This window comes from Methylotuvimicrobium buryatense 5G (genome assembly GCF_000341735.1).
In the GTDB taxonomy this organism is placed as follows: Bacteria; Pseudomonadota; Gammaproteobacteria; order Methylococcales; family Methylomonadaceae; genus Methylotuvimicrobium; species Methylotuvimicrobium buryatense.
On record NZ_KB455575.1, the window covers coordinates 476239 to 488647 of the forward strand.

Below are 12409 nucleotides of genomic sequence, written 5' to 3' on the forward strand. Positions count from 1 at the left end.
TCAGCTTGCTGAAGCCAATTGTCCGAGCAGTGGCCAGTCGTAGCCACTTCTGCGGGACGGGTTATTTAACCCGTCCCCAACGTTTCGGTTTGCCCTAAACATTTCGGCTAACTTTGGCCAAAGTCAAAACGTTTAGGACGGGGTTGCAAACCCCGTCCTGCTAGGGATATGCTGGTTTTTGGGCTTTAGCTGAAGAAACTTGCTAATCAGGTAAAGTTATGCCTCGGTCTCAAGAGTAGCCAGATGCTTATTGGCTATGCGCGTGTCTCGACGCAAGATCAAAACCTTGATCTTCCGAACGTAAAAAACTGCACCTAACCACCGGTGATACCATAGCCTGGGAAGTTGAAGCAGATGGCCGGATATGGGGCCGCCGCATAGCGCCTTTTGGTCTTGATTGTCTGGCCGCTGTTAGCGGCACACTGTCAGAATGGAATAGTCCCGAAGATGACGAGTCCTATCGTGACTTATAGCTGTTACGATATTGTCAAAGTACCCTTTCCGTTTACTGATCGGCAATCAAGTAAAAACCGCCCAGCCTTGGTATTATCCGTCGACAAAACCTTTAATTCGCCAATCGGTCATAGCGTTATGTCCATGATTACCAGCGCGAAACATTCAGGCTGGCCTTTGGATACCCAAATTGAAAACTTAATGGCAGCCGGATTACCATCACCATTTATTATTCGTTTAAAGCTGTTCACGCTGGACAATCGTCTGATTTTGGCGAAATTAGGGCAGTTTGCTTCGGCTGATCAAATCGCAGTTGAACAGCGTCTAAAAACGCTTTTTTGTTTGTCATAGTGGGATCATCAAAAATTTGAATTCTGTTGATGCCATTTACAGACCAAAACGATCGGGTTGGTTGAATAAGCGCGTCACGCCCGCATTCCCAGGAAAGTGCTCAAGGGGTATGAATAATTACGTTAGGAACGATCGGTAGTTACTTTCCACAGCGGTCAATGGATAACTCTCCAAATCGTCGGCAAAATCGATCGGTCCCGGAAAGTGCTTGCGTATGATTGCCGAGGTTTCTTCTTCCATGCCTTCGGTTCGCCGCATGCGGTGCGATAAGACTAAATGCTTGGCCTTTGCGGCCTGTGCGATTTTGCCGATTTCCGAAGGCGGCATGTGCAGATTTCGGGCGGCTCCTGTTGCTTGTTCCGGTATCGCATGGTGGGCGATGAGTAAGTCGGAGTCTTCGGCTAGCTTAACCAAAGTTTCGTATTGGTTGCTGGAGTCGCCGGAGATGACGATGCGGCAGTCTTCTGCGTCGATTCGCCAGGCTAAAGCGGGCAAGGGGCCGTGATGCACGGAAATGGCGCTGATGTTTAAATTCGGTGCAATATTGAATGATTGTATCTTGTTTTTGGTGAAACGGACGTTGTGAGCATGTATTTTATAATTGCTCGGGCTGTCGGGGTTGATGTATTCGTTTAAGTAACGGTAGATGCCGGTTTTGCCGAACAATTGATTGATAAATTCCTTTGTCGAAGGCATGAGATCGTTGCCTGATGGGCCATAGATCGGTAAGTCAACTTTACGGCCGGTAAAATAGGAGCCTTTTACCAAGGCTGGAAAATCGCTACTGTGATCGACATGAAAATGCGTGAATAACAGGGCCTGCAAATCGTTGAAATCGGCTCCGGCTTTTTCAAAATTGAGGCTGCTACCGGGTCCGGTATCGATCATGACTAATGCTTTATCGTCGATGCGAAGCAAATAAGAACTCCCCGCACGCCGGTCGTTGATTTCAGGGCCGCCGGCACCCAACACTTGCAACTGAACTTTTGATCGAGAGGCCGCAGTTGATGAATAAGCGACCAAAACTAAGCTCGTCAGGCTAATCGCCAAGGTGAATGCTAAAGTTTGGAGTTTTGGTTGATTCATGTTCGCACTCCCGAGTGCTGGGATGATTTGGGTCCAGGTCGAGTTGGCTAAGGAATGGCCGCTAATTTATACCCAACGTAGATCAAAATTCGGCGCCTGGATTGAGACCATCCCTGGTGCTTGCGTATTTTTACTTCTCGGCAATTGCTTGAAATATTCGATGAACGTCATGTTTGATCAATCGAGTTTAAGGTTACTTTTCTTTTCGGCCCGATGAAACAAAGAAATCGATCAACGTCGCATTGATATTCGGCCATTGCGAATGCGGTTTATCGCCTTCGCAATACCAGGTTTTTATACCGTTAGCGCAATTCGTGTAAGCACTACATCCGTTATCGAGAGGCTCGGGAATCGGGTCGCATTGGTTGCATGTCGCCCACCAACCCGCCGATTCCTTTCCATAACCCGGGAACAGCTTGTCTTTCGCGCTATGCATGATCATGGCCGGAATCGGGTCGGGGCAACGGCGTTCGCGCAACTCCTCATAATTGATGCCGGCCGCGCTGGGTGCAATGGCGCTTGGAATATGTTTGGTACCGGACATGAATGCCAAGGCCATGGTGGATGTGCCTCCGTCGGAATGACCGGTGATATAGATTCTTTTATCGTCGATACACCATTTTTTTGCGATGAGCTCGGGAATGGTGCCGAGCTCGACAGCCGTGGTGGGTGATAGAGGTGGATGGTCGGCATAGGCGACAATCATACCGGCGGTTGTTGCCGCTAGTGTTAGATCGGTCGTTTTTTCGGTTTTAGCTCGATTAGAACCGGCAGGCGATAATACCAATAGCAGGGGATGAGGTACTGTGGGATCGTAATTTAAAGGTGTGCGTACGTTAAACTTAATTCCGTCTGCGGTGGATTCGCCGTGGGTGGCGCCGGCAGCTCCCTTGAGCTGTTCTGTTTGGCACTGGCCTTGAAATGATTCGGGCCGGTAAACGGCGTTGCCCATCTGAGCATAATCACTGCTCCCGGTTTCCATCAACAACATGATTAACACTAACAGAATGGGTGGCAGAAAAATCGCTGCCAACCACATGTTTCGTTTGGTCAGGTGGGGTTTTATAGTTGAGAAATCAATCATTGACGCATTCCGGATTTTAAAATTGGGTTAAATGCGCTGCAGATTAGGCTTCCGGCGTATTGCTAGGTTTGTCGTTATCCTTACTCACATACATAAATGCCAGTACCACAAAAGCCGATAAGCCGAATACGAACAGTAATGGCTTAAAATTGAAGCTGTCGGGATCTTCGAGTCCTACTGAAAAAGGGATATGCGAATCGAGTTGCTTATCGTTGTCGACGATCGTGATATGGGCCAAATAATTTCCCGCGCCGTACTGGCTAAAGTCGACAATGCCGCTAAACGATCCGGTTTTGACTTTTTGCGGTTCTTGATAAAAAATTCGGGTGCCTTCCGGCTCCTTCGTGATTTCGAATTCCACGTCGATCGTGCGCAACGCCTTGCCGCCGTAGTCAAAGACTAAATGCGTTTGACCGACTTGCGGAATAGCATTGCAATAGCCTTTGCTACCCGATAATTCAGGGGTGTAAGCGGTGAAGTGGACGCTATCGACGCCGACACGGATATTGCAGGCGTCGATTTCATCAACGGCCCCCCGATGTGCATGCGCCGGAGAAACGATAATCAAGCACGAGAGTAAAAAAGCTGCGATCAACAATTGTTCGAAAAAACGACGATAGGGTAAGATCCGTGAACGATTTATAGTTATTTTGCCTTTGTTCATCACAGTCTCCTGTTGGGGTTGGCTAAAAGTCGACAGTTTCGACTTCGGAAATTAGGAATAATGGAGCGCCGCCGCTGGAAATTTCAACGGCATGTTTAGCCGTTTCCTGCCCGCCGATTGAATTCAAACAGGCTTCTAGAGCCGGCATCGACGGAAAATAGACTTCGGCTATTCGGTAATAGGGCGCCGGCTTGCCATCGGCAGTCGAAATTATTAATGAGGCGACGAAACGAGTTTTACCAACCATTTTTTCTACGGCCATAGGTACGTGCTCTTCCGTATAACGGTGCTCGAAGATATCCGGGTCGGTCGGTTTAGGATACATGACAATTAACTTTGCCGCTTGCATAAGTTTCTCGTATAGATCTTTAATAAGCAGCGTTATGTAACAACTATTTATTGATTATGTAAAATAGCCCCTTTCTATGAAAGGATAGTTTTTCTCTATGCAATTAGGCTAGCTGTTATGGAAATGCATCAAATTCGTTACTTTTTGGCGGTTTGCGATAAAGGTACTTTCACACGCGCAGCACAAGCGGTCTATGTCTCACAGCCTTCGATGACGCAAGCGATTAAAAAACTTGAGGAAGAGATGGGCGGCGAACTTTTTGTTAGGGATAGAGGGGGATGCCACTTAACCGCGTTAGGTCGTTTGGTCGAGCCGAATCTTCGCCGAATTTTTCTTGAAGCGCAGGCCATCAAAGCCGAAGCGATACGATTTACCCGCCTGAATACTGTGCCAATTCGGGTCGGTATGATGAATACGGTCGGCTCGCAGAGTTTGAGTCCGGTGTTCGCAGATTTTCAACGCGATTTTCCTCGTATCGAGCTGGAGTTGATTGTCGATACCGAGAGTAATTTGCTTAGGCAATTGGATGCGGGGTATCTCGATCTGGTGATCAGTGCGCCGATTGCTTTGCCGGTCCGGCCCTTTCAGTCATTATTGCTATATCGGGAGCGTTACGTCGTCGCCTTCAGTAATCAGCATCGATTTAAGCAAATGCAGAACATCGATTTAAAAACTTTGCAATCCGAGCCTTATCTAGATAGGCTCAATTGCGAGTTACGCGAAAAACTTAAAAGTGTCTGTCGGGATTTGCATATCGATTTGTATGCGGCCTATCGGAGTAATAGCGAGGAATGGATTTTGAATATGGTTCGTGCCGGCATGGGGGTGGCGTTGATGCCTGAATTTTCTGTTCCGAAAGATACTGGACTTGTCGATTATCGCAACTTGATCGAGCCTGAAATCGTCCGTGATATCCATGCGATATTTCAAACGCAAGTGTCGCCAAAGCCCGAACGGCAAGCCTTGATCGCAAAATTGCAGCAAGGCTTTTAGACGACAGGACTTTTGAGTCGGCTTCTTTTGTAGGTTTTTTTAGTCGAATGAAAAATGATGAATAGTAATACGAACATCCGCGCTATCGAGCAAATCGGTGCACAGGTCCTAAGGCGAATTGCCATGCCGGTCGAACGAGTTGACGACCCGTCTGTGATCGATGTAATTGCTGCGATGCAGGCAACATTGGCAAGTACCGAGGGGGTTGGTTTGGCCGCTCCACAAATTGGCGAATCGTTTAGGATAATGATCGTTGCTTCGCGTTCCACGCCTCGATATCCTAAGGCTCCTACTATGGATCCAACTGTGATGGTCAATCCCGAATTTAATGTGTTATCGAACGAGGTCGCAAAGGATTGGGAAGGTTGTTTGAGTATTCCCGGCATTCGGGCTTTAGTACCTCGGTTTCGCAAAATTAGCGTTAGTTATCTTAACCAGCTGGGAGTCAGGCGGACACTGATTTTGGAGGATTTTGTCGCGAGGGTTTTTCAACATGAATACGACCACTTGGATGGGTTAGTTTATCTCGATCGTGTCGAAACGAATCGCGATATCGTTTCAGAACAGGAGTTTCAGAAATTGATTACCGAAAGTAGTGCGGTGTGATGGTTAAGCTTCTAAAATCCAGCCTTTGTGCCAAAGCATTTCAAATAATCCAGGAGTAGGGCGGGCATAGGCGCCAACTCAAGGAAAAACGCGTCATTCCGCCAGGGATTGGCGGAATCCAGGGCCAGGGATGGCAATGCTTAGCTTCACACACATGTAACCTGGATATCGGCAATCCATGCCGATATGTGACGAATAAAAGCCACAAATACACTATAGAATAGACACTAAGTTGTCGCTTATGAGTAGGATGGGTAGGAGCGAAGCGGAAACCCATCATGGAGCTTGTTCTACTCCTTTTTGATTGAAAAACCGTCTAAGAACAAAAGGTATGGGATGTGTCTATCGAGGATCGCCGTGAACCCATCCATGGGGGCTTGGCGGCAGCTCGAACGCCAAGGATGGCGTGTAGTAGGGCAGGGCAGAAAAATGCTCCTGCATTTTCTGCATTCATTACATCCATGTAACTCAGCAATTGCCGAAGAGCAAAAATCTGCCCTGCTGCCGACATCCTCGCCAAGCATACCCCACACCCTTTTTGATCTCCAAATTGGGAATTGCTGTTGTAGTGTTACCGTTTTTTCAAGTCATAGGAAGCCTGGTTGTTAGTGGTTAGAAAGCAGGTTGTTGTTAGCCTCAATAAAATAATTCGAAGGGGGATTTATGCTCGATTTCATTTACTGCATTGGTTGGATTGCCACTGTGCTTCTGGCAGCTTATTTGTTGTTGTATATCATCAAAATATTTATACATCTGGATGCCTTGCCAGCTATCTCTTTAGATTCAATGCCGGTCGTTAAACCGGTGCCTATACCTACAAAAAATCAAAAAACAAAACTACAAAAGTTAGTGGCTTCAATTTTTGAAGTCAGAAAATGGGTTTTAACCGAAAATTGGTATTACGAATTGTCCGATGGTTCCAAGATTGTTATACCCAAAGGCTTTGAATTCGACGGCGCTTCGATCCCGAGACTATTGTGGGCCGTGCTGAGTCCGACCGGTTTGTTGCTGATTCCCGGGTTGGTGCATGATTATGCTTATATGTATGCACAGCTTTGGCAAGTCTCATCGAATGGCGTTGTCGAGCCTTATGGGCAAGATAAGAGTCGGAAAGATTGGGATAAATTATTCAGATCGATGGGGCAGGAGATTAACGGTTTTTCGTTTGTTAATTACATTTCCTGGTTTGCGTTGTGGTTGGGCGGCTGGCTGGTATGGAGAGGACATAGAAAGGCGAATAAAACGCCGACTAAGCCCGTGTTATAAAAATGCGATGGGCAAAGTGTTACCTGATTAGCAAGATGCTTCAGCTTGTCGAAGTCAAGTGTCCAAGCAGGGGCCCAGCAATTCTCAATTTAAGCAGATAACCATAAGAGCTCTCAGTGTGGAATGGGGATATTCAAGCCATCAAGCATAAATTCCATCAAATGTTGCCAGCTATCAAAACAAAAATAGCGGGTGAGCGCCCTTAAATCGTTAAAAAACGTCTTGCGGCTGGACAATTCTTCACGCAGCAAGCGATAGCATTGATCGAACCATTGCAACAACGTATGAACCAGAAAAGCCAGAATGATCAGGCTGGCTAACAAGGCCGCGAGGTGCTTTTTACCGTGCCCGAAGTTATGCGCGAAGTTATATCCCTTGGTTTTCAATGTGTTGTTATTTTCGTTTTCGATCTTCCAGCGCGTACGACCGGCGCTGACGATATCGGCCACATTGTGCGCGCCTAATGCGTAATCCGTGGCGAACGCATTGCGGTAAACGATATGACCTTGTTCATCGATGACCTCAATTTCGCACCAATTCACCAATAGGGCATCGTCGCTGTCGCGAAACGGCACTTGCTGAGCGATGCGGTAACGCTCGGTCAGTCGTTGCTTGCCTGTCCAGCGGCGTTTTTCGATCACTTCAACCTGCCCGAGCCGCTGAAAATCCTCCACCCACTCGTAGAGGGTTTTATAGGATTCCGGTTTGCACACCAGAATGAAATGCCGACCCTGTTGCTTGAGGTATTCGCAAAAAGGCTGTTTGCAATATAAATCGTCGCCTAAAAACGTCACGTTCGCCGGCAGGTGGCCGCCTTCGCGCTCCAACCAGCGCCGCGCTGCCGCCAGTTCATAATCTTGCTTATCGCTTCCGTCTTGCGGTGCGATAAATTCGGGTGCCAACGGAATGACATCCGCTTGATGTGGCGAAACGATTACCGGGGTAACTGCGCTGTGAGCATAGTGGATAGCACCGTTCTTGAGTGTCTTCGTTGAGCAGCAGGCGCAATGAATCTTCTGCGAACAAAAATACTCCACCCCATCCAAGGCCACCAGCACGCTATCACCCAGCACTTGGAACTCTTTGAGTTTGCTTTGCGCTTCCAATGCCTGCAGCACCCATCGGTACAGTGGCCATAGGGCGTCGGGTGACACCGCATCCAGCAGATTCCGAATCTGGTTGTCACTCGGAATTTGGTAGACTCCAAACAAACTCTGTGCGTTATTCTTGCCGCGCTCTTTTTGCATCGTCCGCTGATGATCCAGAAACGAGGGTGATTGCATAAAAAACACCGAAAAGGCGCTCAGTGCTGCATCGACCATACTGTATTTCTGGTAAACACCAGTCCCACTGCGACCGTCGGGCAAGGTTTCGAAGACTTGCCTGATTCGCTCGATCAAGCGAGCTTGCGTGAATTGTTCTTTTTCTTTAAAAGGGTAAGCCATCGTCCGTGTACGGATATGAAAAAATCAGCCCAGTTTACCAGCATGGGCTAAATTGAGAACTGCTGGCAGGGGTCAGTCGTAGTCACAAAAACTAAGATATGCTGTTACCCAAGCTCTCCAGCTTGGGTAACCTGTTCAGGAAGCTGGAGCTTGGGAAAGAGCGTGATGTGGGTTGGCCGTTTTTAGCTTGGCGCGCATGGCTTGCGAACCCCGTCCTGCTAGGAATATGCTGATCTTTGGGCTTTAGCTGAAGAAACTTGCTAATCAGGAAGTGTTATGCGCTTTGCCAACTCCGAATTCTATTAATCTAGAAAAAGCATATCACCATGAAGATTATGAAGAGTAAGAAGTTAATTCAATAACTTGTCATTCGACTGTGTACGATTTTCGCTCACTCGAAAGGCTTGCTGGAATGAGGAATGTTTAGGTAATCTCTTGCAATCCTTTATTAGCTTTATACGCTTTATGGTTGAATTGCCGAATTTTGCAGCAATTCCCAATTTGGGGATCAAAAAGGGTGTGGGGTGTGTTTGGCGAGGATGTCGGCAGCAGGGCAGATTTTTGCTCCATGCAAAATCTGCATTCACGCCATCCTTGGCGTTCGAGCTGCCGCCAAGCCCCCATGGATGGGTTTACGGCGTTCCTCGACAGGCATACCCCACACCCTAAGATCGGCGAAAATGCTTAAACTGGGAATTGCTGCGAATTTTGGATTAATGTTGCCGATGTCGATAATTTAAGTTTTTCATTTGCTTCATTATCCAGGCTTTGCGCTTGAGTAAATGCGGCGTAGGTCTGTCTGCCTTGTATAAATGAGGGTTGGGTAGCGTTGCTGCTAACTGTGCAGCTTGCGAGGCACTCAATTGACTGGCGTGTATGCCGAAATAACGTTGGCTGGCCGATTCGATGCCGAAGAGACGATCGCCGAATTCCGCAATATTCAAATACACTTCTAGAATGCGGTCTTTGTGCCAGAACATTTCAATCAATCCGGTAAACCAAAATTCTAACCCTTTGCGCCAAATGCTTTTGGATGGCGTCAGAAACAGGTTTTTGGCGACTTGTTGACTAATCGTGCTGGCGCCACGGAGTTTTCCGCCTTTTAAATATTTATCGATAGCATTCTGCATTTCATCGAAATCGAAGCCGTGGTGACTAAAAAAACGTTGGTCTTCGGATGCAATGACTGCCGAGAAGGCGTAGCGTGAGATTTGTTCGTTCTTTACCCAGCGATAATCGATTGTTTTGAATGATCGATGTTGTTGAAAATATTCTGCGTGACGATATAACATGAATACCGATACGGGCACTGGTAAATGACGTAGCAAAACGACCGATAACAATGAGCTTGTTATAAAAAATAGCGCTAAATAAAGCGCCGGCCGTTTAAGCTTATTTAGGAAAGAGCGCTTGGGTTTTTGTTTGGAATATCTCAAATAAGTATCAACTCCCTTCCTAGGAATAAATATCCAGTCTCCCTCTTTTTGAATGAGGGAGGCTGTGAATACTTGCGATTTAATCGGTAGTGGTTAAACCTTTCAAGCTTGCGAAATAGGCCGAGATATTCTCCAAGTCGTCACCGGATAAGCCTTGCAGCATCGACTGCATGATAGCGTTGTTTCTTTTGCCGGATTGATAGTCTTGCATGGCCTTGACCAAGTAATTGCCGTATTGACCGGCTAATCTAGGTACATTATTTTGCGCATCTTTACCTTCCACATGGCAGCTTAGGCAAGATTGAGCGAGCTTTTTGCCGGCGACCGGATCGCCCCCGGCTGGGCTTTTGGTTTCTTTGCCCGGCGTGGATTCAATATAAGCGGCGATATTTTCGATCGTTTGATCGCTTAAGTCGTAAGTATTGGCTTTCATGGTGCCATGCGGGCGATTTTTTTCTCGATAGGCTTTTAATGCGGAGGCCACATAGTCAGCGCGTTGCCCGCCGATTTTCGGCACATAATAAGTCGGGTAGGCATTACTGTAGGCGGGGATACTGTGGCAGCCTCGACAGGTTTCAAAAGCTGCTCGACCGGCATCGACATCCGCGGCTTGAGCGTTAAGTTGCGGAAGTGAGACTGCCAGTACGCTGACCGCAAATGCTAGGTTTGATTTTTTCATGGTGATATCGATCCTAAATAATAATGAGAAGGTTACTTCGAAGTTTAAAGTCACTGGGCATATCTTACCAAACACGCGGGTAATTGATAACAGGCTATTCAGTTAGCGCAAGAGAATTATGGCTCTTCCGGATTTCCCGTAGTAGCCACAACATATATACTCATCGCAGATCAAAATTCGGCGCCGGGGTGCAGGGCAAAGGCATTAAAATAAATGCCATATCAATATGTTATGACTATTCAACCTAAGCTTGCAGAATATTTTATTTGTTAGTTTTTTATTTTGTGGCAATAAAGGCTGCCGCTATGAAATTACTGAAAATACTACGCATTATAACCATTTGATTTTATATGTAGTTTTAATGCGTTTACCCTGCGCCGGGGTGCCCGTCAAAGGACGCCGTGAATACGTCCGTGTAGGTTCTATGCTGGCAAAGCCTTTACCGCACACCCCGGCGCCTCCTCGGGCACTGCCGAAATTTGAAGCGCGAAAGGTATAGGATCAAAGGCTCCCCGCGACGATCGCTAGCCAAGGCTGCTCATGTACTGGTTTGCCTTTGGGGCGGTAATAATGGTCGAGCACGGTGAAGCCGGCTTCCTCCAGATACTGTTTACTGGTTTCGAATGTCATGAAATGACCGTAGCGTTGCCCGGACCAACCTTCCTCGTCATTGCCGCGCGGATTCGAAGAAAATAAAATGCCGCCGGGCTTTAGTGTTGCATGCAAGATTTTGAGTATGCGCGGCATCTCACGGCTTGGCACATGAAATAACGAAGCATTGGCGAAGATGCCATCGAAACGTTGCTTGGCAAGGTTTAGGTTTAGAAAATTTTGATGCAGAATCTCGCAGCCTGTAAGCCTGCGGGCCATCGCGCAAAACGCCTCGCAACCGTCCAGGCCGATCGGTCGATGTCCCATTGACTTAAAATAGTGAACATCCCGTCCCGGTCCGCAGCCCAAATCTAAAATATCCAGCGCTTTATCTTTAGGCAACGGGGCTAAAAAGGCCGCGTAATTCTGAGTCACGTCATGATCTTTGGTGCCCTGCCAAAAGGCTTCGGCGTTGTGTTGATAATGACTGAGCGTCAGTGATTCAATTTGAGCTAAGTCTTCTTCTTTGCGTTCCATCTTTCACCTGATAGTCGATGTTTGGGTAAAAAGGGAGTGCTGCATTCCCAAGAGCTAGGGAACGAGAGATATGTCTCAAGTATACCTTTCGCACTTCAAATTTCGGCAGTGCCAGCATGGAGCTGGCATAGAGCCTACATGGACGTATTCACGGCGTCCTTTAGCGGACACACCCAGGCGCCGAATTTTGATCTACGACAGGTATAACTTGCAAGATATCGGCTATTTCATCGAGCATGGATCGATGGTCGAGATAGTCGATGCGAATGGCAACAAATTCGTCAAATTCGTCATTATGCAGCAAGCGTAAGGACGGATAGCTCGACACGCCCATGTTTCGGGCTAATTGAATTTCTTGCTGTAATTCATCATCAATCGCCGGGCTCAACAAGTCTTTACCAAATATAGAGGTATCTAAGCCGATTTCGGCAGCGCATTCCAGAAGCGTGTCGGTCAGCGACGGGTTTTTGGCTCGTTCATAATAGGCCGACTGGATAGCCTTTAGCATAGGGATCTCATGATCGGGACTTTGCTTTCTGGCCGCTAATAGCGCACGACAAGCCGGATAAGTTGAGCGGATCGGCGTATTGACAGCCCAAAATTCGAAATTAAAACGGACTTCGGGTACGGTTTGTTCGATTCGGCGCCAGTTTTGTTGAATGGTTTGCCGCATAGACTCGGGCATCGGCGTGGTGGAGTCCGGAGCCAATCCGCCCAGCAAGTAAATCAAACGTAGAGATTGTGGCAAGTTTCTTTGTAAGGCGCTAAAACTCGAGCGGAATGCATAGCACCAACTGCACATGGGATCATGGATATAGTATAAACGAGGTGTCGGCATGGTTAGGCTATGTGCAATAAGATGATCCTAT

Annotated in this window: 13 protein-coding genes; 4 read left to right on the top strand and 9 right to left on the bottom strand. The window is 47.4% G+C overall.

Annotation, left to right across the window (positions count from 1 at the left end; genetic code table 11):
- The first annotated feature begins 447 nt into the window (after positions 1 to 447).
- Positions 448 to 804, top strand: a complete 357-nt coding sequence (locus METBU_RS0102235; RefSeq protein ID WP_017839075.1) for a type II toxin-antitoxin system PemK/MazF family toxin — start codon at positions 448 to 450, stop codon at positions 802 to 804.
- Between the two features lie 117 nt (positions 805 to 921).
- Here METBU_RS0102235 and METBU_RS0102240 read toward each other — a convergent pair whose 3' ends face one another.
- The 4 genes from METBU_RS0102240 to METBU_RS0102260 form a co-directional block, all read right to left on the bottom strand.
- Entirely contained in the window at positions 922 to 1890 is a 969-nt protein-coding gene (locus METBU_RS0102240) for an MBL fold metallo-hydrolase (RefSeq protein ID WP_017839076.1), read from the bottom strand.
- Positions 1891 to 2083: 193 nt separating this feature from the next.
- Complete coding sequence (locus METBU_RS0102250; protein ID WP_138767176.1) at positions 2084 to 2974, bottom strand: alpha/beta hydrolase family protein; 891 nt, start codon at positions 2972 to 2974, stop codon at positions 2084 to 2086.
- A gap of 43 nt (positions 2975 to 3017) precedes the next feature.
- Complete coding sequence (locus METBU_RS23090; protein ID WP_017839079.1) at positions 3018 to 3638, bottom strand: hypothetical protein; 621 nt, start codon at positions 3636 to 3638, stop codon at positions 3018 to 3020.
- A gap of 22 nt (positions 3639 to 3660) precedes the next feature.
- Positions 3661 to 3987 carry an EthD family reductase gene (locus METBU_RS0102260; RefSeq protein WP_017839080.1) on the bottom strand — a complete coding sequence of 109 codons (327 nt, stop codon included), beginning with the start codon at positions 3985 to 3987 and terminating at the stop codon, positions 3661 to 3663.
- Positions 3988 to 4104: 117 nt separating this feature from the next.
- Here METBU_RS0102260 and METBU_RS0102265 point away from each other — a divergent pair, with 117 nt between their 5' ends.
- From METBU_RS0102265 to METBU_RS23095, 3 genes are all read left to right on the top strand, one after another.
- Positions 4105 to 4980: a LysR family transcriptional regulator gene (locus METBU_RS0102265; protein WP_017839081.1), complete on the top strand. Its 876-nt coding sequence runs from the start codon at positions 4105 to 4107 to the stop codon at positions 4978 to 4980.
- 54 nt (positions 4981 to 5034) lie between these two features.
- Positions 5035 to 5586, top strand: coding sequence for a peptide deformylase (gene def / locus METBU_RS0102270; RefSeq protein ID WP_017839082.1), 552 nt, complete (start codon positions 5035 to 5037; stop codon positions 5584 to 5586).
- Positions 5587 to 6249: 663 nt separating this feature from the next.
- Positions 6250 to 6852, top strand: coding sequence for a DUF1353 domain-containing protein (locus tag METBU_RS23095; RefSeq protein ID WP_017839083.1), 603 nt, complete (start codon positions 6250 to 6252; stop codon positions 6850 to 6852).
- A 113-nt stretch (positions 6853 to 6965) separates the two neighbouring features.
- Here METBU_RS23095 and METBU_RS0102280 read toward each other — a convergent pair whose 3' ends face one another.
- The 5 genes from METBU_RS0102280 to METBU_RS0102300 form a co-directional block, all read right to left on the bottom strand.
- A complete protein-coding gene (locus tag METBU_RS0102280) occupies positions 6966 to 8252 on the bottom strand; it encodes a hypothetical protein (protein ID WP_040575424.1) in 1287 nt (428 codons plus the stop codon).
- 758 nt (positions 8253 to 9010) lie between these two features.
- Entirely contained in the window at positions 9011 to 9733 is a 723-nt protein-coding gene (gene mtgA / locus METBU_RS0102285) for a monofunctional biosynthetic peptidoglycan transglycosylase (RefSeq protein ID WP_017839085.1), read from the bottom strand.
- A gap of 79 nt (positions 9734 to 9812) precedes the next feature.
- Positions 9813 to 10412 (bottom strand): c-type cytochrome, encoded by a 600-nt coding sequence (locus METBU_RS27180; protein ID WP_017839086.1) that lies wholly within the window; start codon positions 10410 to 10412, stop codon positions 9813 to 9815.
- A gap of 501 nt (positions 10413 to 10913) precedes the next feature.
- Positions 10914 to 11540, bottom strand: coding sequence for a class I SAM-dependent DNA methyltransferase (locus METBU_RS0102295; RefSeq protein WP_017839087.1), 627 nt, complete (start codon positions 11538 to 11540; stop codon positions 10914 to 10916).
- 160 nt (positions 11541 to 11700) lie between these two features.
- Positions 11701 to 12378: a DsbA family protein gene (locus METBU_RS0102300; protein ID WP_051056230.1), complete on the bottom strand. Its 678-nt coding sequence runs from the start codon at positions 12376 to 12378 to the stop codon at positions 11701 to 11703.
- Positions 12379 to 12409: the final 31 nt, after the last annotated feature.